This window comes from Rahnella sp. GSA61A (assembly GCF_019969905.1).
Taxonomy (GTDB): domain Bacteria; phylum Pseudomonadota; class Gammaproteobacteria; order Enterobacterales; family Enterobacteriaceae; genus Rahnella; species Rahnella aceris.
On sequence record NZ_JAHXYO010000001.1, the window covers coordinates 27,050 to 46,514 of the forward strand.

The 19,465-nt window shown below is 50.1% G+C and carries 23 protein-coding genes; 12 read left to right on the forward strand and 11 right to left on the reverse strand.

The window, feature by feature from the left end:
• Window positions 1–3 precede the first annotated feature (3 nt).
• The 3 genes from gshB to ruvX all read left to right on the forward strand — a co-directional run bounded on the left by gshB (window position 4) and on the right by ruvX (window position 2,074).
• Window positions 4–954, forward strand: coding sequence for a glutathione synthase (gene gshB, locus LC431_RS00115; protein WP_013576826.1), 951 nt, complete (start codon window positions 4–6; stop codon window positions 952–954).
• Window positions 955–1,082: 128 nt separating this feature from the next.
• Window positions 1,083–1,646 (forward strand): YqgE/AlgH family protein, encoded by a 564-nt coding sequence (locus tag LC431_RS00120; protein WP_013576827.1) that lies wholly within the window; start codon window positions 1,083–1,085, stop codon window positions 1,644–1,646.
• Window positions 1,646–2,074: a Holliday junction resolvase RuvX gene (gene ruvX, locus LC431_RS00125; protein WP_013576828.1), complete on the forward strand. Its 429-nt coding sequence runs from the start codon at window positions 1,646–1,648 to the stop codon at window positions 2,072–2,074. Before LC431_RS00120 ends, ruvX begins: the two co-directional genes overlap by 1 nt.
• Here the strand turns inward: ruvX and LC431_RS00130 are convergent.
• Window positions 2,065–3,087, reverse strand: a complete 1,023-nt coding sequence (locus LC431_RS00130; RefSeq protein WP_223509091.1) for a type IV pilus twitching motility protein PilT — start codon at window positions 3,085–3,087, stop codon at window positions 2,065–2,067. The genes ruvX and LC431_RS00130 overlap by 10 nt on opposite strands.
• A 22-nt stretch (window positions 3,088–3,109) precedes the next feature.
• Here LC431_RS00130 and LC431_RS00135 point away from each other — a divergent pair, with 22 nt between their 5' ends.
• The 6 genes from LC431_RS00135 to hemW all read left to right on the forward strand — a co-directional run bounded on the left by LC431_RS00135 (window position 3,110) and on the right by hemW (window position 7,413).
• Window positions 3,110–3,829, forward strand: a complete 720-nt coding sequence (locus tag LC431_RS00135) for a YggS family pyridoxal phosphate-dependent enzyme (RefSeq protein ID WP_013576830.1) — start codon at window positions 3,110–3,112, stop codon at window positions 3,827–3,829.
• A gap of 72 nt (window positions 3,830–3,901) precedes the next feature.
• Entirely contained in the window at window positions 3,902–4,723 is an 822-nt protein-coding gene (gene proC / locus LC431_RS00140) for a pyrroline-5-carboxylate reductase (RefSeq protein ID WP_013576831.1), read from the forward strand.
• An 86-nt stretch (window positions 4,724–4,809) separates the two neighbouring features.
• On the forward strand, window positions 4,810–5,364 hold the full coding sequence (locus tag LC431_RS00145; RefSeq protein WP_013576832.1) for a YggT family protein: 555 nt from the start codon (window positions 4,810–4,812) through the stop codon (window positions 5,362–5,364).
• Window positions 5,349–5,654, forward strand: a complete 306-nt coding sequence (yggU, locus tag LC431_RS00150) for a DUF167 family protein YggU (protein ID WP_013576833.1) — start codon at window positions 5,349–5,351, stop codon at window positions 5,652–5,654. The genes LC431_RS00145 and yggU overlap by 16 nt, the downstream gene beginning before the upstream one ends.
• Before the next feature lie 21 nt (window positions 5,655–5,675).
• On the forward strand, window positions 5,676–6,284 hold the full coding sequence (locus tag LC431_RS00155; RefSeq protein WP_013576834.1) for an XTP/dITP diphosphatase: 609 nt from the start codon (window positions 5,676–5,678) through the stop codon (window positions 6,282–6,284).
• The gene (gene hemW, locus LC431_RS00160) at window positions 6,277–7,413 is read left to right on the forward strand and encodes a radical SAM family heme chaperone HemW (RefSeq protein ID WP_223509093.1); all 1,137 of its coding nucleotides are present in this window, start codon (window positions 6,277–6,279) and stop codon (window positions 7,411–7,413) included. The genes LC431_RS00155 and hemW overlap by 8 nt, the downstream gene beginning before the upstream one ends.
• 81 nt (window positions 7,414–7,494) lie before the next feature.
• On the opposite strand, the gene LC431_RS00165 is transcribed toward hemW, so the two are convergent.
• The 4 genes from LC431_RS00165 to trmB form a co-directional block, all read right to left on the reverse strand.
• The gene (locus LC431_RS00165; protein WP_013576836.1) at window positions 7,495–8,229 is read right to left on the reverse strand and encodes a DUF2884 domain-containing protein; all 735 of its coding nucleotides are present in this window, start codon (window positions 8,227–8,229) and stop codon (window positions 7,495–7,497) included.
• Between the two features lie 24 nt (window positions 8,230–8,253).
• Window positions 8,254–9,180: a glutaminase B gene (gene glsB, locus LC431_RS00170; RefSeq protein ID WP_013576837.1), complete on the reverse strand. Its 927-nt coding sequence runs from the start codon at window positions 9,178–9,180 to the stop codon at window positions 8,254–8,256.
• Window positions 9,181–9,372: 192 nt separating this feature from the next.
• Window positions 9,373–9,699 carry a YggL family protein gene (locus LC431_RS00175; RefSeq protein WP_013576838.1) on the reverse strand — a complete coding sequence of 109 codons (327 nt, stop codon included), beginning with the start codon at window positions 9,697–9,699 and terminating at the stop codon, window positions 9,373–9,375.
• On the reverse strand, window positions 9,699–10,418 hold the full coding sequence (gene trmB / locus LC431_RS00180) for a tRNA (guanosine(46)-N7)-methyltransferase TrmB (RefSeq protein ID WP_013576839.1): 720 nt from the start codon (window positions 10,416–10,418) through the stop codon (window positions 9,699–9,701). The genes LC431_RS00175 and trmB overlap by 1 nt, the downstream gene beginning before the upstream one ends.
• A 244-nt stretch (window positions 10,419–10,662) precedes the next feature.
• Between trmB and mutY the strand changes: the two genes are divergently transcribed.
• The 3 genes from mutY (at window position 10,663) to mltC (ending at window position 13,180) form a co-directional block, all read left to right on the forward strand.
• A complete protein-coding gene (mutY, locus tag LC431_RS00185; protein WP_197538465.1) occupies window positions 10,663–11,718 on the forward strand; it encodes an A/G-specific adenine glycosylase in 1,056 nt (351 codons plus the stop codon).
• A 33-nt stretch (window positions 11,719–11,751) separates the two neighbouring features.
• Complete coding sequence (locus tag LC431_RS00190; RefSeq protein WP_013576841.1) at window positions 11,752–12,024, forward strand: oxidative damage protection protein; 273 nt, start codon at window positions 11,752–11,754, stop codon at window positions 12,022–12,024.
• Between the two features lie 76 nt (window positions 12,025–12,100).
• Window positions 12,101–13,180: a membrane-bound lytic murein transglycosylase MltC gene (mltC, locus tag LC431_RS00195; RefSeq protein ID WP_013576842.1), complete on the forward strand. Its 1,080-nt coding sequence runs from the start codon at window positions 12,101–12,103 to the stop codon at window positions 13,178–13,180.
• 48 nt (window positions 13,181–13,228) lie between these two features.
• On the opposite strand, the gene LC431_RS00200 is transcribed toward mltC, so the two are convergent.
• The 6 genes from LC431_RS00200 to LC431_RS00225 are packed head-to-tail and all read right to left on the reverse strand — an operon-like array spanning window position 13,229 to window position 19,460.
• Window positions 13,229–14,362: a glycosyltransferase family 4 protein gene (locus LC431_RS00200; RefSeq protein ID WP_223509095.1), complete on the reverse strand. Its 1,134-nt coding sequence runs from the start codon at window positions 14,360–14,362 to the stop codon at window positions 13,229–13,231.
• Window positions 14,363–14,403: 41 nt separating this feature from the next.
• Window positions 14,404–15,408, reverse strand: a complete 1,005-nt coding sequence (locus LC431_RS00205; RefSeq protein WP_223509097.1) for a right-handed parallel beta-helix repeat-containing protein — start codon at window positions 15,406–15,408, stop codon at window positions 14,404–14,406.
• Between the two features lies 1 nt (window position 15,409).
• Entirely contained in the window at window positions 15,410–16,594 is a 1,185-nt protein-coding gene (locus LC431_RS00210) for a glycosyltransferase (protein WP_223509099.1), read from the reverse strand.
• Entirely contained in the window at window positions 16,591–17,172 is a 582-nt protein-coding gene (locus LC431_RS00215; RefSeq protein WP_112197162.1) for an acetyltransferase, read from the reverse strand. The genes LC431_RS00210 and LC431_RS00215 overlap by 4 nt, the downstream gene beginning before the upstream one ends.
• Window positions 17,165–18,250 carry a glycosyltransferase gene (locus LC431_RS00220; protein ID WP_223509101.1) on the reverse strand — a complete coding sequence of 362 codons (1,086 nt, stop codon included), beginning with the start codon at window positions 18,248–18,250 and terminating at the stop codon, window positions 17,165–17,167. Before LC431_RS00220 ends, LC431_RS00215 begins: the two co-directional genes overlap by 8 nt.
• Window positions 18,237–19,460: a hypothetical protein gene (locus LC431_RS00225; protein ID WP_112197160.1), complete on the reverse strand. Its 1,224-nt coding sequence runs from the start codon at window positions 19,458–19,460 to the stop codon at window positions 18,237–18,239. Before LC431_RS00225 ends, LC431_RS00220 begins: the two co-directional genes overlap by 14 nt.
• Window positions 19,461–19,465 lie beyond the last annotated feature (5 nt).

Genomic DNA, 19,465 nt, shown 5'->3' on the forward strand with positions numbered 1-19,465 from the left:
CAAATGATTAAGCTTGGCATCGTGATGGATCCGATCTCTTCCATCAACATTAAAAAAGACACCAGTTTCGCTATGTTGCTGGAAGCGCAGAGTCGTGGTTACGAACTGCATTACATGGAAATGAATTCCCTGTATCTGCGCGGCGGCGAAGGCCGTGCGACCACCAAAAAACTCAGCGTGAAGCAGGATTACGATGGCTGGTATGAGTTTGGCACAGAGCAGGATATCGCCCTGCAGGAACTGGACGTGATCCTGATGCGTAAGGATCCGCCGTTCGATACCGAATTCATTTATGCCACTTACATCCTCGAACGTGCCGAAGAAAAAGGCACGCTGATCGTCAATAAACCGCAGAGCCTGCGCGACTGTAACGAGAAGCTGTTCACCGCGTGGTTCCCTGAACTGACGCCAGATACGCTGGTTACCCGCAATGCAGCGCAGTTGAAAGCGTTCCATAAAGAACACACTGACGTGATCCTCAAGCCACTCGATGGCATGGGTGGCGCTTCCATTTTCCGTCTGAAACCTGAAGATGCCAACGTCTCCGTCGTTATCGAAACACTGACCGAACACGGCAGCCGTTTCTGTATGGCACAAAACTACCTGCCAGCCATCAAGGACGGTGACAAACGCGTTCTGGTGGTCGACGGCGAACCGGTGCCTTACTGCCTGGCGCGTATTCCGGCGCAGGGTGAAACCCGCGGTAATCTGGCTGCCGGAGGCCGTGGCGAAGCCCGTCCGCTGAGCGAAAGTGACTGGGCAATTGCCCGTACCGTCGCGCCAATCCTCAAGCAGAAAGGCCTGATTTTTGTCGGTCTGGATATTATCGGCGATCGCCTGACGGAAATTAACGTCACCAGCCCGACCTGTGCACGTGAAATCGAAGCCGCCTTCCCGATTTCCATCACCGGCATGCTGATGGACGCCATCGAGAAACGTCTGGCTTCACGATAAGCACAGATTAAAATCGATAAACGGGTTGTTCAGCATTGCTGGATAACCCGCTTTTTTTGGCGAGCCTGACGTAATAAACTGGCCTGCCTGCACTGATTTCAATTCTGAGGTTAAACATCCTGCATACCATGAATCTACAACATCACTTTCTAATTGCGATGCCTGGCCTGGATGAACCCCAGTTCAAACGTTCGGTCGTGTACATCTGCGAACACAATGAAGACGGCGCCATGGGGCTGGTGATTAACAAACTGGTCGACGATTTCACCATTGAAAGCGTACTCGACAAACTCGACATCACCCCCGAACCCCGTGACCTGAGTATTCGTCTTGATCGCCCGGTTTTTTCCGGGGGGCCGCTGGCAGACGATCGCGGTTTCATTTTGCATACGCCGCGCGAAGGTTTTGGCTCCAGCATCCGCATCTCTGACTGCACGATGATCACCACCTCGAAAGACGTGCTGGAAACGCTGGGCACGCCCGATCAGCCAAAAGATGTGCTGGTGGCACTGGGTTATGCCGCATGGGAACAGGGCCAGCTTGAAAAAGAATTACTGGAAAACTCGTGGCTGACCATTGAAGCCAGCAGCGATATTTTGTTCCGCACACCCATTGCTGACCGCTGGCGCGAAGCAGCGAAAATGATCGGCGTTGACGTCGGACAGCTCGCCACCCATGCGGGGCATGCATAATGGCAAACCGCACGGTTTTTGCTTTCGACTTCGGCACCAAAAGCATCGGTCTGGCTATTGGTCAGGAAGTCACCGGCACCGCCCGTCCGCTGACCTCGTTTAAAGCGCAGGACGGCACACCGGACTGGCAGAAAATTGAAAAACTGCTGAAAGAATGGCTGCCGGATCTGGTGGTTGTCGGTTTGCCGCTGAACATGGACGGCACAGAACAACCTCTGACCGCCCGTGCGCGCAAATTTGCCAACCGTCTGCATGGCCGTTTTGGCGTTCAGGTTGAACTGCACGACGAACGCCTGAGTACCGTAGAAGCCCGCGCTGATTTGTTCGATCGCGGCGGTTTCCGTGCGCTGGATAAAGGCAGCGTGGATGCCGCTTCCGCCGTCATTATTCTGGAAAGCTGGTTCGAGAAACAGTGGAGTCAGTCCTGATCTTCCGCCAGTAATCCCGCACGTTGCCGCTGCTGACGGCTTTGTGCGAACGTCTGCATGCCGGCCTGCGCGCCGGTTTGCAGGATATCCGCCAGCTGATGAGTTTTCCCTTCACGGATTAAATTGCACACCGCCGGTGTGGAAGTCAGCACTTCAAAAAGCGCTACCCTTCCCGCTTTTCTACCGTCCTTTTCTTCAGTCACCGCCAGTTTTTGCGCGATCACGGCCCGCAGGCTACCCGCCAGTTGCGCGCGGACAAACGCTTTTTCTTCTGCCGGAAACACATCAACCAGCCGGTCAATGGCCTGTGTGGCGTTGCGCGTATGCAGTGTCGCGAGAACCAGATGTCCGGTTTCTGCCGCCGTCAGCGCCAGCCGGATACCGTCAGTGTCACGCAGTTCGCCCAGTAACAATACATCCGGATCTTCACGCAGAGCACCGCGCACCGCTTCACCAAATGAACGCGTATGCAGCCCGAGTTCGCGCTGCTGAATCAGACAGTGCCTGCCAGTATGGATAAGCTCAATGGGGTCTTCCAGCGTAATAATATGGCGCTTCGCATGGCGGTTGAGATGATCAATCAGCGCCGCCAGCGTGGTGGATTTCCCGCTGCCCGTCGCGCCGGTGACCAAAATCAGGCCGTCTTCCTGCATAATCACATGCTGCAAGATATCCGGCACCCTCAATGCAGCCAGCTCGGGGCAACGGGCAGGCACCGGTCTCAGCGCCGCAGACAACCCGTGCAGTTGCTGAAAGATATTGAGCCGCATCCGCACGCCATCACCCAATGTCAGCGCTTTATCCACCTGTCCGGCCAGCTGCAAAGTATGTTGTTCAGTGGCATCCAGCCACGCATGGATCAGACCCAGCATCTGCGAAGCCTCCACCACCGGCAGATCTTCACAGCGACATAATTCCCCGTCAATGCGCAACACAGGCGGATAGCCGGTACAAAGGTGCAGATCGGAGGCATTTTGCTTTACACTACGTCCCACTAATCCATCAATATCCATGTTGAAATCCTCCTGAGTCCCTATGAGCCTTAGTCAGCAAAACGCTATTGAGCAGAACTTACAGAATGTCCGCGAGAAAATCGCAGCCGCTGCACAACATTGCGGCAGGTCTCCAGAAGAAATTACCTTGCTTGCAGTCAGCAAAACAAAACCTGCGAGCGCTGTCGAAGAAGCGATTGCCGCCGGACAGTTAGCGTTCGGCGAAAACTACGTGCAGGAAGGCGTGGATAAGATTGCCCACTTTGCCGGACATCAGCCTGCGCTGACCTGGCATTTCATCGGGCCATTGCAGTCGAATAAAAGCCGCCTGGTGGCGGAGAACTTTGACTGGTGCCATACCATTGACCGCCTGAAAATCGCCCAGCGGCTGAACGAACAACGTCCGGCCGGTTTAGCGCCTTTACAGGTGCTGATTCAGGTCAACATCAGCGATGAGGCCAGTAAATCCGGCATTGCAGTGGGCGATATCGCAGAACTGGCCCGACAGATTATGGCGATGCCCCGCCTGATACTGCGCGGCCTGATGGCGATTCCGGCAGTGGAAACGGATCACGCGCGACAGCTTGAGGTCTTCGGCAAGATGCGGGATGCGCTGAAAGATTTACAAAATATTTGTCCGCAGGCCGATACGCTGTCGATGGGTATGACCGATGATATGCCTGCGGCAATTGCGGCTGGCAGCACGATGGTTCGCATCGGGACCGCCATTTTCGGTGCCCGTGATTACAGCATAAAACAGTAACCTTTATCTTTGGGTTTACTGCTTTACTCTTGATAGGCTCAATTCAGCCCCCATTAAAAGCAAGGAGCATGAATGCAACATCGCAAAATCAGTTTTATCGGCGCCGGTAATATGGCGGGCGCAATTATTTCCGGCCTGGTCGAAAGCGGCTATCCGGCAAATCTCATCAGCGTTTGTGCCCCTTCCACCACGCATCGCGATGCGCTGGCTGATAAATATGGCGTGCAAAGCAGCAGCGATAACAGCGGCTGTGCAAAGGAGGCGGATGTCGTTGTTTTGTCGGTAAAACCGCAAATGATGGCCGATGTGTGTAAAGCACTGCAAAAAGACGTGGATTTTAGCGACAAGCTGGTACTGTCGATTGCCGCAGGCGTCAGTGTGGCGCGCTTCTGCGAGTTGCTGGGCGATAATCTGAACATCGTGCGTATCATGCCGAACACGCCATCCCTGGTCGGGAAAGGCATGAGTGGCCTGTACGCACCTTCTCAGGTTTCTCAGGCAGACCGTGATTACAGCGGCGAACTGATGACCGCCGTCGGGAAAATTTGCTGGGTCGATACCGAAGAAGGTATCAACCACGTAATTGCCGCCGCAGGCAGCGCCCCGGCGTATTTCTTCCTGTTTATGGAAGCAATGCAGGCTGAAGCGCAACGTCTGGGTTTCAGCGCTGAAACCGCACGGATGCTGGTTGAGCAAGCCGCCAGCGGCGCCAGTGCTTTAGTCGCCGCCAGTCCGGACACGCCATTGTCACAACTTCGTGAGAATGTGACGTCCAAAGGCGGCACGACGTTTGAAGCTCTGAAGGTTTTCACCGACCGTAAATTACCGGAGATTGTCTCCGAGGCCATGCAGGCCGCCATTACCCGCGCGCAGGAAATGGAAAAACTGTTCTAATAAGAGCAAATAATAAAATAACACTGCCCAAAATCATTCGTGTTGCGTCAAGGCGACACGCGAAGGATGAAGGGCATAGGAGAATTATGTTAACGCTGACGTTTCTGGTTAAAACCCTCATAGATCTCTACGTGATGGTTCTGCTACTGCGCATCTGGATGCAATGGGCACGTACAGATTTTTATAACCCGTTTTCACAGTTCGTGGTGAAAATTACTCAGCCCATTATCGGACCACTTCGCCGGATTATTCCGCCGCTGGGCCCGATTGACAGCGCGAGTTTGCTGCTGGCGTTTATCCTTTGCACCATCAAATTCCCGCTGCTGTTGCTTATTCAAAGCGGCGCTATTTTCTTTGGTCTGAGCAGCCTGCTGATTGGCCTGATAGGGCTGGTTAAAGCAGCCGGTTATCTGGTGTTCTGGCTGGTGATTATCCGCTCGCTGATGAGCTGGGTGAGCCAGGGCCGCGGGCCGATGGATTATCTGCTGATGCAGCTGACTGAGCCGCTGATGGCGCCAATTCGTCGTATTCTTCCGGCGATGGGCGGCATCGATTTCTCGGCGATGGTGGTGATCCTTATCCTCTATATGCTGAATTATCTGGGGATGGATCTGCTGGGTGCGTTGTGGTTCCAGCTTTAAGCCCGGCGTTCTGGCAATCTGATGCGCTGGTTTTGCGGCTGGTTATCCAGCCCAAAGCCAGCCGCGACAGCCTGGTGGGTTTGCATGGCGACGAACTGAAAGTCGCCATCACCGCCCCGCCGGTTGATGGTCAGGCGAACACACATCTGGTGAAATTTCTCGCAAAACAGTTTAAAGTCGCCAAAAGTCAGGTCAGCATTGAAAAGGGCGAACTGGGCCGCCATAAACAAGTCCGCATTACACATCCGCAAAATATCCCGACTGAGGTCGCGGTACTGCTCGCAGAATAACGTTTACGTCAGGACTCTCCCATGCAGAAAGTCGTATTAGCTACCGGCAACGCCGGTAAAGTGCGTGAGCTCGCACATCTTCTGGCCAGTTTCGGGCTGGACGTGGTCGCACAAACGGAACTCGGTGTTGAATCTGCCGAAGAAACCGGGCTGACGTTCATTGAGAACGCCATCCTGAAGGCCCGCCATGCGGCAGCGGTCACCGGTTTGCCAGCCATTGCTGATGATTCAGGTCTGGCGGTGGATTTTCTCGGCGGCGCGCCGGGGATTTACTCCGCACGCTACGCAGGCGTTGATGCCAGCGATCAGCAAAACCTCGATAAACTGCTGGTGGCGCTGAAAGACGTGCCACAGGGTCAGCGCGATGCGCAGTTCCATTGTGTGCTGGTGTATATGCGCCACGCTGAAGACCCGACGCCGCTGGTGTGTCACGGCAGTTGGGCTGGTGAGATTATCTTTGCCGAAGCAGGCGAAGGCGGCTTCGGTTATGACCCGATTTTTTATGTTCCTGAGCTGGGCAAGACCGCCGCAGAACTGACCCGTGAAGAAAAAAGTGCGGTCTCGCACCGTGGACAGGCACTGAAACTATTGCTTGCCGCGATGAAAGAGGCTGTACAGAAGAATGCGTAAGTTACCGCCGCTGAGTCTCTACATCCATATTCCGTGGTGCGTGCAAAAATGCCCTTACTGCGATTTCAACTCGCACGCGTTAAAGGGTGAAGTGCCGCATGACGATTATGTCGCGCATCTGCTGGCTGATCTGGATGCAGACCTGCATCTGGTGGGCGGACGCAGTGTGGGGACGATTTTTATCGGCGGCGGAACCCCAAGTCTGCTGAGCAGCGAAGCGATGCAGAATCTGCTCGACGGCGTGCGTGCGCGGTTGCCGCTCGATGCTAATGCTGAAATCACCATGGAAGCTAATCCGGGTACCGTCGAAGCAGACCGCTTCAGCGGCTATCAGCGCGCCGGTGTGAACCGTATCTCCATTGGCGCGCAAAGTTTTGATGCGCAGAAACTGGAGCGTCTGGGGCGTATTCATGGCCCTGACGAAGCCACACGCGCGGCGCATCTGGCGACCGGCCTGAACCTGCGCAGCTTCAATCTGGATCTGATGCACGGCTTGCCGGATCAGACGCTGGAAGAAGCGCTGGACGATTTGCGTCAGGCTATTGCACTCAACCCGCCGCATTTGTCGTGGTATCAGCTGACTATTGAGCCGAACACAATGTACGCCTCGCGTCCGCCGACCCTGCCGGATGACGATGCACTGTGGGATATTTTCGAGCAAGGCGATCAGTTGCTGACTGCCGCCGGTTATCAGCAGTATGAAACCTCGGCGTATGCCAAACCGGGCTACCAGTGTCAGCACAATCTGAACTACTGGCGCTTCGGGGATTATCTCGGCATCGGTTGTGGCGCGCATGGCAAACTGACGCAGCCCGACGGGCAAATCCTGCGTACCGTAAAAACCAAACATCCTCGCGGCTATATGCAGGGACGTTATATGGACAAACAGCATCCGGTCGAAACCGAAGATTTGCCGTTTGAATTCTTCATGAACCGCTTCCGCCTGCTGGAAGCCGCGCCGCGTGAAGAGTTTGGTCTGTATACCGGGCTGGATGAGTCGGTGATACGCGCACAGCTTGACGAAGCGATCACCAAAGAATATCTGGTGGAAACCGCCACGCACTGGCAGATCACCGGCAAAGGAAAATTATTCCTCAACTCACTGCTGGAGCTGTTTTTGGGGGAGTAAGGTGCAGTTCACAAAGGACGGTTCGTTTTCCAACAAAAAAACCGCGTAATCGCGGTTTTTTTGTGTCCGTCATTTAGCCGGTTACTTTTTCAAATCCGCCAGCAAGGCTTTGTGCTGAGTATCCAGATTCGTCACACGCTTACAGACGTCATCGCCAAAGGCTTTGAATTCTTTTTCCTGCTTGTTCCACTCTTCCTGAATGGCTTGCTGCAGCCCGCCAAGATTACCCATCATCGCCTGCAACGGATTCCCACCGCTGGTAGCCTGTTTGAGGCCCATTTCGTTGATGCTGTCCTGCATCACGCCGCCCATGGTTTGTTCCATCAGCTTCTGACCGTTTTGCTTAACCTGATCCACCGCTTTATGGTGGAAGGTCAGACCGTCGGCGCGGTGCTCAATGATCAGGTTCATTTGTTGCTTCAGTTGCTTGTCGAGCGTGACCAGACGGTTACGCACGTTGCTGTCGGTGCCCAGTTTCTCGACGATCACCCGATCTACCGCCACGCGGCCTTTTTCGAGATGCGCCGTCGCACCCTGATCAATCCACGGCAGGTCGCGGCGCAAACCGGCCTGATAATCGATCGCTTCCTGACGCTGTCTGGCGCTCAGGGTCATGTCTTTACCGTTGAGGGTCACGTTACCATTTGGCGTGATCAGCAAATCACCGCTGTTGCCGACCACCTGAACGGTCTGCGGCTTGATGATCACATCATCTTTAGGCTGTACGGCACACTGATAGTCCGCCTGTGCGCTCCACGCACTGAGGGCCAGCAACGCAGCAAGTCCGGTTTTTACCACTCCACTTTTTACTAACATGTACTCTCCCTTAAGACAGCAAACTCAAAAAATTGAACGGCCAATACGTTGCGCCAGTAGTTCTAAGGCAGCAATACCTGCCAAAGAGTTCCCTGCCGCGTCAAGTTCCGGCGACCATACCGCGATACACATCTCCCCCGGCACCACGGCAATAATACCGCCGCCGACACCGGATTTGCCCGGCATCCCGACGCGATAGGCGAACTCACCCGCACCATCGTACATACCGCTGGTCACCATCATCGCATTAATCTGCCGTGCCTGACGGGCATCAATGAGCGGTGTCTCGCTACCCAGCGGATGCCCTTTATTGGCCAGATACACAAAGGTGCGCGCCAGCTCTTCACAGCTCATGCGCAATGCGCAGTAGTGAAAATAGGTGTGCAAAACGGTGATGACGTCGTTGTCGAAATTACCGAAAGACTTCATCAGATACGCAATCGCCGCATTGCGGTCGGAGTGCTCAAACTCGGAACGCGCAACGTGCCGATCGTAGTTGAGATCTGCCGATCCGGCCAGCTGACGCACCACTTCCAGCATTCTCTGCTTCGGTGCCGAAAGCCGGGTTTGCAGCATATCGCAGACCACCAGTGCGCCCGGATTGATGAACGGGTTACGCGGTTTACCCTGTTCCAGCTCAAGCTGTACCAGAGAATTGAATGGCTGACCGGACGGCTCTTTGCCGACACGCTGCCAGATTTCGCTTTCCTGATAACGGGTCAGCGCCAGCGTCAGGCTGAGAACTTTTGAGATCGACTGGATCGAGAAACGAATATCGGCATCACCGGCACGAAAGATCTCCCCTTTCGTGGTACACACGGCGATTCCTAAATGATCGGGGCTGACTTCCGCCAGAGCAGGAATGTAACCGGCCACTTTACCCCGACCTATCAGCGGCCTGACCTGCGCAAGAATATCTTCCAGCAAACTGTTATCAAGTTCGGTACCCAACGTCCTGCCTCCAGATGTAACAAAGGTGCCGGAAGGCACCTTTATGAGATTCAGAGATCCTCAGGATCTGCCTAAATCATTCGAGTTGTATCAAGGCGACAACTGAACTTATCCCCGGGAGCTTACAAAAGTAAGTGACCGGGGTAAGTGAAGGCAGTCAACGCAGAGACAATTCGAAGGATGACGGCAGAATCAGTCCCACCAGATATCGAATAACTCAGAAACTTCCACGTCTTCCATTTTATGGTCTTCTAACCATTTTTTGACCAGCGCACGTTGTTCATCAGTGCAATGGCCGATGTCCTGACGGCAAACCAGACCTTCCCATTGCAGATAGCCACTGCCGTCGAAGGCCAGCTTGTTTGGCTCGATCACACCGTCAATGAATTTATCCAGTGATTCGTCAATGGTTTCTACCGCGGTACCTTCCGGGAAACGCCATTTTACAGAGAAGCCCAGTTCCTGGAACTCGGCAATGTGTAACTTCTTACGTAAACGACGACTGCGATTTGTAGCCATTATTGCTTCCTCTCAAACATCAGATCCCATACGCCGTGGCCTAAACGCTGGCCACGCATTTCGAACTTGGTCACCGGGCGGGATTCCGGACGCGGGACATAATTGCCCTCCTGCGACAGGTTCACCCAGTTTTCTAAACTGGTCATGACGTCAAGCATGTGCTCCGCATAAGGCTCCCAGTCGGTTGCCATGTGGAATACACCGCCCACTTTCAATTTTTTGCGCAGCTTCTCAACGAACTCCGGCTGCACGATACGGCGCTTATTATGACGCGCTTTGTGCCACGGGTCAGGAAAGAATAGCTGCACCATGTCAAGCGAGCCATCCGGAATCATTTTTTCCAACACTTCGACCGCATCGTGACACATTACGCGCAGGTTACTGACACCCTCTTCATGCGCGGTCGCAAGACAGGCACCGACGCCAGGCGAGTGAACTTCAATGCCGATGAAATTCTGGTCCGGGTTCTGTTTCGCCATCGTGACCAGCGAGGTGCCCATCCCGAAACCGATTTCCAGCACAACCGGTGCCGGGCGACCAAACAAGGCATCAATTGCCAGAGGTTCTGCCTGAAACTCCACGCCCATCACCGGCCAGAAATTGTCCAGCGCGAATTGCTGACCTTTGGTCAGACGGCCCTGACGGCGGACAAAACTACGGATACGGCGCATCGCGCGACCGTTCTCGTCGAACTCCGGTGAAATGACGTCGTTTTTCATGGTGTTTCCACTCCGATTGGCAAGACGCGGTACCCGCGCGCGGATGCCTGTGCTTTGGTCACTGAATATAAGGAAAGGCGCATTATCCAAACTTACTCCCGATTAGCAAGGTTTGACGGCAGGAAATCCGTCAATACAGTGCGGAAAGTTCCGGTTTACAGCCAGACGGGAACTGTGATGTGATCAGCCCCGTCTTTTAACCCTGCCGGACTGTAATTCACCCATGATGGAAACCCCTGGTTTTATGGAAGCAAAAAGTTTTTCGCCGCTGGTGCTCGACTGGTATCAGCGCTATGGCCGCAAAACGCTGCCCTGGCAAATCGCAAAAACCCCCTATAAAGTCTGGCTTTCTGAAGTGATGTTGCAGCAAACGCAGGTAGCGACTGTCATCCCGTATTTTGAACGCTTTATGGAACGTTTCCCGACGGTGTCTGATCTCGCCGCCGCGCCACTCGATGAAGTACTGCATCTGTGGACCGGGCTGGGTTACTACGCCCGCGCACGAAACCTGCATAAAGCAGCGCAAACTATCGTCAGCCAGCACAGCGGCGTATTTCCAACAACCTTTGATGAAATTCTTGCGCTGCCCGGCATTGGCCGTTCCACAGCGGGTGCCGTTTTGTCGCTGGCACTGAATCAGCATTACCCCATTTTGGACGGCAATGTGAAACGCGTGCTGGCCCGCTGCTACGCCGTTGACGGCTGGCCGGGCGAGAAGAAAACCGAAAATAAACTGTGGGCGATCAGTGAGGACGTCACACCTGCCGAAGGGGTCGCGCAGTTTAATCAGGCAATGATGGATCTGGGTGCGATGGTGTGTACCCGCAGTAAGCCGAAATGCGAGCTATGTCCGGTGAAGTCAGGCTGTGAAGCCTATGCACATCACAGCTGGGCAAAATATCCGGGGAAAAAACCCAAGACGACGTTACCGGAAAAAACGGCCTTTATGCTGATGATCCAGCAGGAGGATAAAGTCTGGCTGGAGCAGCGTCCGTCCGTCGGCCTGTGGGGCGGATTGTTCTGCTTCCCGCAATATTCGACCGAAGACGAACTCACGCTGGGGCTGCAAAAATACGGTGTTACGCAAAATGCGTTGCAGCAGCAGACCGCTTTTCGTCACACTTTCAGCCATTTCCATCTGGATATCGTCCCGATGTGGTTAAATCTGCGTTCTCCGGCAGGTTGCATGGATGAAGGTGCGGGTCTCTGGTATAACTTAGCGCAACCACAATCCGTCGGGCTGGCTGCGCCGGTAGAACGTTTGCTGATGCAATTAGCAAAGCAGACCGCTGGCAAATAACCGCCCCAAAAGAACGACCGATAAGGAATTAGCATGAGCAGAACGATTTTTTGCACCTTTCTCAAGCGCGATGCCGAAGGGCAAGACTTCCAGCTGTACCCTGGCGAGATTGGCAAACGTATTTTCAATGAAATTTCTAAAGAAGCCTGGTCACAGTGGATGGCCAAACAGACCATGCTGATCAACGAAAAGAAACTCAGCATGATGAACCCGGATGACCGTAAATTGCTGGAACAGGAAATGGTGAATTTTCTGTTTGAAGGTCAGGACGTTCATATCGAAGGCTACACCCCGCCATCAAAATAATCATTTGTAACAATGGTTGAAACATTAAGGCAGGCGCTCCGGGCGCCTGCTTCTTTCAGCAGAAACGGCTTGTAAGATGAAGAAAATTTTAGCTTTGCTGATTATCGCGCCAATGTTGATCTCCTGCTCCGGCAGTAAGAAAAACCAGTTCAACGAAGCTTATGTGAAAGATACCAACGGATTCGATATTTTGATGGGGCAGTTCGCCCATAACATCGAAAACATCTGGGGCATAAATGAAGTGCTGATCGCGGGTCCGAAAGACTACGTGAAATATAGCGATCAGTATTACACCCGCAGCCACATCAACTTTGATGCGGGTACCATCACCCTCGAAACCATTTCAGGCACCGATCCGGCCGCCAGCCTGCGTAAGGCAATTATCAGCACCTTGCTGGTGGGCGATGACCCGGGTAACGTTGATCTCTATTCAGACGTCAACGATATCCAGATCAGCCGTGAACCGATGTTGTACGGTCAGGTTCTCGACAACACCGGTCAGCCAATCCGCTGGGAAGGCCGCGCAGCCAGCTTTGCCGACTATCTGATCCAGAACAAGCTGATGCGTCGTCAGTCCGGTCTGCACGTGATTTATTCCGTGACGATTCAGATGGTGCCAAACCACCTGAATCAGCGTGCGCATAAATACCTGCCGATGATCCGGGAAGCGTCCGCGAAATATGGTGTCGATCAGTCGCTGATACTGGCGATCATGCAAACAGAATCGGCCTTTAACCCGTATGCGGTCAGTAATGCTGATGCGCTGGGTCTGATGCAGGTTGTGCAGCACACCGCAGGCGTAGATGTATTCAAATCTGAAGGGAAATGGGGCAAACCGAGTCGCAGCTATCTGTTTGATCCGCAGAACAATATTAATACCGGCACCGCGTATCTGGCGATGTTGCAAAACGTGTATCTGGGGAATATCAGCAACCCGACATCGCGTCGTTATGCGGTGATTACTGCTTATAATGGTGGGGCGGGCAGCGTGTTGCGCGTGTTCTCAAGTAATAAAACTCAGGCGTTTAACATCATCAACAATATGTCACCGGGCGATGTCTACACCACCCTGACGACCAAACATCCGTCCGGGGAATCGCGCCGCTATCTGTATAAAGTGAACAATACTCAGCGCAGCTATCGCCGCGTGGATTAACATTTTGTCAGCAAATAGCCCTGAAGCGGAGGCAGAATAGCCGCCGTTTCAGGGCAAGACTTGTTCGATCGCCTTCAGATAACGGGAAATAACGATCTTTTCATCGAACTCCCTGACCATCTTTTTCCGACTCTCATTGCCCATTTCCAGACGTTGCACATGAGTCATATTAATTAGCCGCTCCATCGCCCGCGTTAAGCAGTCCGTATCTTGCGGCTCACACAGAAATCCATTTATCCCGTCATCTACCGCATCCTGACAGCCAATATTACGGGTGGTAATCAGCGGCTTTCCCATCGCTCCGGCTTCAAGTAATGATTTCGGCACGCCTTCACGATAAAAAGAAGGCAGCACAATACAATCAACCTGCGCGATTTCCTGCTCAACATTATCGGATGTCCCCAGATATAGAATATTACCTTCCTCAATCCAGGCGGCCATACGCTCAGTCTTCACCGCTGCCGGATTGCTAACATCCAGAAATCCCAACAAGCGAAATTCGCAGCGTTGACCATGACGCTTCTTGAGTTTACGTGCGGCTTCAACATAATGCTCAACCCCTTTGGAATAAAGCATGCGTGCAATCAGGGTGAAACGCACGACATCATCGTCGGGTGCCGGTGTCACATTAAAACGAACCAGATCAACCCCAGAACCCGGTAACCGTTCGGTATGTAAGTAATCAGGTAGCATTTCAGTCAGGAATAATTCGCGGTCATCCTCATTTTGGAAAAATATTTTGGCCGCGTAGCGCTGGCTGAACCGATACAGATGCTGACAGATTACCCTTACCATCCCTTTGCTCATGAAAACACTGCCCAGTCCGGCGATATTATTAATGGCTGGAATATTCAATACCTTTGCTGCGAGCGTAAAGTAGATATTATTTTTAGGTGTAAAATTCAGAATGACATCTACTTTTTCTTTACGTAATACATACCAGGACGAAAGCAGAGTAATAGAATCTTTAATAATGCTAGTCCCACCAGAGTCTATTTTCACTGAAACGGTTTTACATCCCAGTTCAGCAAGCCGGTGAGTATATTCATCCACAGGTGAGATGGCTATAACCTGATAGCCACTCTCTAACAGCGCAAGAATAGTATTTTTACGAAAATTATAAAGATACCAACTGGTGTTGGCGGTGATTGCGATGGTGTTTTTCTTATCGATTCCGTTCAAAATTATAGTTCCTTTTTGTTGCAGAAAATAACTTTCAACTCTTATTGCAATACATCCTGATTTATCCTTAAAGATTTCCAGCATGAATCAGAATACTTTTCTATTGCAGGAAGATTGTTATCTGTCGCAGCATTGACATTACAAATGCTGTAATCTCCTTTACTTGCAGATGAACTCCGATTATCAAAAATGTGAAAATTATTATTAACATGAATTTTAGGAATTGCCGATTTGATGAGAATACCTCTGACAACCTTGTCGAAGATATTACCTTTGATCGTGACGTTATCAGGAACAGTCCCTCCCGCATGCCTCAGGCTTATCACAATAGCAGCCATTCCATGCACATCAGTGAAATGATTACGACTGATCATAATGTTATAAATGCGCTGAAGCGAAGTGTTAGGTTCCAGATCAATGCTGCCTGGCATTCCTTTACGTGAAATACGGGTAAAGCGATTTCCATCAATAAGGATATCATGCCCGTCAATAATACTAATGCCATTACGGTTACTGAAGTTAACGCCGTCAAAGATGACGTTTCTTATCACAATATGGTGGTTTGAAACAACATTCCCCTGCCCGACATAAACTCCATCGCCACGAAACCCTGTGAGGTTTAAATTTGAAAGCGTAACATCGTGCGCATTGAATATACTGATCAGAGGATTATGTTCTGCAAAGCCGTTTTTTTCTGCGCCGCCAATAAAAGAAACCCCCGAAATTTGCACATTACTGACAGCCCTTGTGCTATCGCCCGAAGAAATATTTATCACGCCAACAGTATCCGGTAAGGTAAAAGTCTGTTGAATTTGCGCACCTTTTTCACCGGAAAGCGAGGTATTGCTGTCAATGAAGAGAGGATGACTGAGGAAACAGCCAGGGTGAATTATTTTAATCTGCGTATTTTTTATTTTCCTCTCTTTAAAAAAGTGATAAATGTCAGGCGTAATCAGGCAGTCAATGATGACTGTTTCAGCCCGACATAAAGAGCCGCTCATCAGCACTATCAGTACAACGCAAAAAAAACAGAGAGGATGTTGCACCCTAAGCGCTCCTGCGGGAAAGCAAATAATCTTTATAGTGGCTGAAGAAATCAAAGCGAATTCTTTCTAATAATTCAGGTTGATAAAAACGCGCCTTATTAAACGAGTAGTGCGCCATCATTAACATTTCCTGACGGTTATTCAGTAATTTCTCAATGTTTTTTGCCAACCCATTGGCATCATCGGGCTTATGCAAATATTCGCTTTGACATAACTCAGGCATTCCTCCGGCAGAACTGGTGATCACGGGGCAGGCTCGCGACATGGCCTCTATCACAGCCCGTGGCAACCCTTCCTGATTACTCGGCTGCACATAGAGATCGACAGTATCAAGAAATGAAAAAATGTCTTTCCCCGGCGTCCTTGGTCCGGAAAAAATAATATTGTCACGCAGGAATAATTCATCAATCATTTTAATATTCTTGAATTTACTTCCCGCACCCGTGATTTCAAGAACGATCGAAAAGCCTCTGTTTTTTAGCCGATAAATTGCTTGATAAAGGGTATTAAAACCTTTGTGTGGACTGTCAAGAGAAGCAATCATACCTATTTTGAAAGGCCCGCTGGAAGACGCAGTGATTTTATGCAGCCTTTGATTAAGAACATAAGCCGAAGTCGGCAATAATTCTACGTTAGAAGCAGACACTACATGATGTCTGTTGGGATAGCGTTTTTGCAAAAAACTGCCTGTCACATAAATAGCACCCCAGGCTTTTTTAATCGCCTGCTTCACTCGCCAGGTTAATACCGGGGCATAGAGTAATCCTTTCAATGAGCCGTATCCGACCATCGCATCCCAGGGGCACGCGACCACCTCAACGACATAAGGAATATTCATCTGCCGCGCAAGCTTTGCGGTAATAAGACCTGTTTCGCTGGGTAACCTGATCACAACGCCATCACAGCCTCTGAGAGCTTCTTTAATTGCGATGACATTTTTACGGGAGGGTAATAACACAGACTTCAAAGAGGAATGATTTTCTATTTTTTTGAAAACCATTCCATCGCCGCTGGCCAGAGTCCAGTGCGGCGAAAATGAGGAATCACTTTTATAACGAGATAAAACTATTATTTCATTAAAATGATGAAAATACCGGGCAAAAGCAGAATAAGGAAGTTTACCAGGAGAATATACTTTCTCATCGTGATGAATAAAATAGTGGTCATGCGCAAAAACCATTTTCATGGTAATTCCTTAACTTTCATTGCAGGGGATCCAGCATACACCCCCGCCGTAAGGTGTTTTTTGGTAACAGAATTCGCCGCTACCACGACGTCAGAATCAATGACCGAACCTGCCAGGATCCTTACTCCGCATCCCACCCATACATTTGAAGCAATACAAACATTTCTCAGGTCGAGCGACTGATATTTAAAGGGCTGTCCGCACAATTCGTAACGATGTTCAAAGGAGATGATCGAAACAGAATGTGCAAACGATACATCACTGCCCACAGAAATATTTCCGGCAGCATCAACATAAGCACGTTCATGAAAACTGATATTACTACCCAGTGAGAGGTTTTGCGGATTTTTGAATACGCACCATCGTCCGATATAGACATTCTCTCCGCACGTTTTTACCAGCGTACGAATAAGAATATAACGGATCCCTACCCCGATTCTTCCGGGAAAACCGGAGAAGACATCCAGAAGATAAGCGCGGAAAATTTGCGGTAAAAGAGACGTTATGGCACATAAAACGAGAATAACTCCCCGCCAGCGACGAAAAGACGCACGGCCAGTTTTAATATTTTCAGGCATATAACCTCAATATTTCTGCCGCATTCTGCCCGATTGAAAAGCGCCCTGTTATTACATCAGTATTGATTTTTTTCGTTGCTGACTGAGTCATCAATACATCAATCTCTGACGTCCATGCGCAGAGATCGCTGAGTGACTGATGGGAAATACGCTCAGTCACATCAATAAGCCGCGGAACGTGCAAGGACGCGATGACCGGTAATCCGGCAGCCTGAGCTTCAATAGCCGCAAGCCCGAGACCTTCGTGCAGCGACGGGAACAGGAACACATCCATAACATCGCGTAAAATTAACAATGCATCATTTCTTGCGCCGGTCAGGATAACTTTGTCAGCGAGACCCCGCTCCACGGCCCTTTTGTGCAAGTCTTTTCGCAAACTTCCTTCACCTACAATCAGTAAACACACATCTTGATCCCGGTATTGCGACAGTATTTCAAGCAGGAATTTGTGATTTTTGACGGATTCCATTCGCCCGACGGTTCCCAATACGAACGTGCTTTCAGCAATGCCCAGATCATGTTTAAGACTGGTGGGAGCAGTAGACACAAGACGATGGAAATCTTTACCACAGGGAATAATATTGACCACAGGCGCCCCCGTTTTATAGTGGCAACGCGCTGAATCTTCACTTACCGCGACGCAACAGGTTGAATAACGCTTAGCCAGGAGAATTTTGAAACCGATTTCAACGCGTTTTATCAGACCAGCATTTTGGTAGTGCAGCGTTCGATCTGAATGAGCATGGGAAATAATCCGTGCTATTCCACACCTTTTAGCAATGTACGCCACGAGACCATTATTGAAGCTGACATGACTATGACAGACGTCATATTTGTTATTCCTGAAAACGGAGAATAAGGCAGCCAGGTATTTCAGCGGTTTTTTATAAGAAGGAATATGTATTATTTTGCAATCCATAGCTAATAAAGCATCTTCGTAAAACCCTTTATGGGGCTTATCGACGATAAAGGTGTGTTGAATACTTCCTGAGGTTTCTATCGCAAAATCAAAAAGCCAACTTTCAATCCCACCGATATCCAATTGACCTAACAGGTGTACAACTTTAATTTTCTTCATCTGATGTCCCTGAGGCGTAGGTTCTTAAATAAAGCAATATGGAGAAAATAACCAGTGGCATAATTAGCAATTGTTTTCTGAAAACGGCATCCCCCACGCTTCCAAAAGTATAATCGGTACGGATAGCGTAGAACCCAACCAACGTCATTACGGCAGAATAAATCAGGACACACATAATCGATGACATCAGTCTGGAGTCCAAAATGAGTGTGGTATATTTTATTGTCCTGATAATAAGAAGAACTAAAGTCACAATGACACAGAGCGCAGGTAGTAATGTAAACCCTTCATAATTCATCCACTGCGCAGGGTTAGGGGCCATATACATAAAAGCAAAAATCATTGGCCAGTTAATAATCAGCAGAATAGATTTGAAAAATGCGGCCAGCATGAGAATAAAAAAAGCCCCTAACGTGATGAACTTCATTGCCCGGTAATATTCCAGAGTAAAAACCACATACAGAAGTGCCGTTACGGGAGAATAAGGTCGGAGCAGGAAACAATAGCCAGCCAGCATCAGTATCACAACGGCCTTTAATAATCGCATCACTTTCCCCTGCGTCTTACAAAAATCGACTAACGCCAAAGCCAGAAGGATTGTCAGAAAGAGAATGAATATATCTTTACCAAAAACTGAAGAAAAATAATTAAACGTTGGAGAAACAATAATCAGGGATATCAGAACACAGCGAAAATCAACTGAACTCACATTAGAAAATAATCGACTCATTGCCGCGATGCTCATCAATTTAAACATACAATTGAAAATAACAATATAAAATGGATCTTTGGCAGGCATCAAACTATAAAATATTTGAACTGGCACCCCGAAAATAAAGAAGGATCCCGGCCCTTCAGTCATGCCGTTCTCATGCATTGTGGCCATTCTCGCCACAGCACCGGATAAAATTTCACCCAGCGAATTATTTGACAGTAAAAAATTATAATATCGTACGGCATCTATCCCGGGGAAAATATTAAAAAAATTAATACAATAAAAAGTATAGATAGCAGAAAATAGTAATGCCGCAATGATCAAATAATTATACCGGGCTCCTGGAATGGTAATCGCGGGAATGCTCAACGCGGTCAAAGTAAAAATCACCACGCCTGCAGCATCACGGGCATCAAAAATAAGATGTGTTATACTTACAGAAGTGAGCATCATCAAACAAAGGTAAATAACACCACGTTTAAAATTAATATTCACTGTTA

Coding starts and splice junctions, on each gene's coding strand:
- gshB (WP_013576826.1), top strand. CDS start 4: ATGATTAAGCTTGGCATCGTGATGGATCCGATCTCTTCCATCAACATT.
- LC431_RS00120 (WP_013576827.1), top strand. CDS start 1,083: ATGAATCTACAACATCACTTTCTAATTGCGATGCCTGGCCTGGATGAA.
- ruvX (WP_013576828.1), top strand. CDS start 1,646: ATGGCAAACCGCACGGTTTTTGCTTTCGACTTCGGCACCAAAAGCATC.
- LC431_RS00130 (WP_223509091.1), bottom strand. CDS start 3,087: ATGGATATTGATGGATTAGTGGGACGTAGTGTAAAGCAAAATGCCTCC.
- LC431_RS00135 (WP_013576830.1), top strand. CDS start 3,110: ATGAGCCTTAGTCAGCAAAACGCTATTGAGCAGAACTTACAGAATGTC.
- proC (WP_013576831.1), top strand. CDS start 3,902: ATGCAACATCGCAAAATCAGTTTTATCGGCGCCGGTAATATGGCGGGC.
- LC431_RS00145 (WP_013576832.1), top strand. CDS start 4,810: ATGTTAACGCTGACGTTTCTGGTTAAAACCCTCATAGATCTCTACGTG.
- LC431_RS00155 (WP_013576834.1), top strand. CDS start 5,676: ATGCAGAAAGTCGTATTAGCTACCGGCAACGCCGGTAAAGTGCGTGAG.
- hemW (WP_223509093.1), top strand. CDS start 6,277: ATGCGTAAGTTACCGCCGCTGAGTCTCTACATCCATATTCCGTGGTGC.
- LC431_RS00165 (WP_013576836.1), bottom strand. CDS start 8,229: ATGTTAGTAAAAAGTGGAGTGGTAAAAACCGGACTTGCTGCGTTGCTG.
- LC431_RS00175 (WP_013576838.1), bottom strand. CDS start 9,699: ATGGCTACAAATCGCAGTCGTCGTTTACGTAAGAAGTTACACATTGCC.
- trmB (WP_013576839.1), bottom strand. CDS start 10,418: ATGAAAAACGACGTCATTTCACCGGAGTTCGACGAGAACGGTCGCGCG.
- mutY (WP_197538465.1), top strand. CDS start 10,663: ATGGAAGCAAAAAGTTTTTCGCCGCTGGTGCTCGACTGGTATCAGCGC.
- LC431_RS00190 (WP_013576841.1), top strand. CDS start 11,752: ATGAGCAGAACGATTTTTTGCACCTTTCTCAAGCGCGATGCCGAAGGG.
- mltC (WP_013576842.1), top strand. CDS start 12,101: ATGAAGAAAATTTTAGCTTTGCTGATTATCGCGCCAATGTTGATCTCC.
- LC431_RS00210 (WP_223509099.1), bottom strand. CDS start 16,594: ATGAAAATGGTTTTTGCGCATGACCACTATTTTATTCATCACGATGAG.
- LC431_RS00215 (WP_112197162.1), bottom strand. CDS start 17,172: ATGCCTGAAAATATTAAAACTGGCCGTGCGTCTTTTCGTCGCTGGCGG.
- LC431_RS00220 (WP_223509101.1), bottom strand. CDS start 18,250: ATGAAGAAAATTAAAGTTGTACACCTGTTAGGTCAATTGGATATCGGT.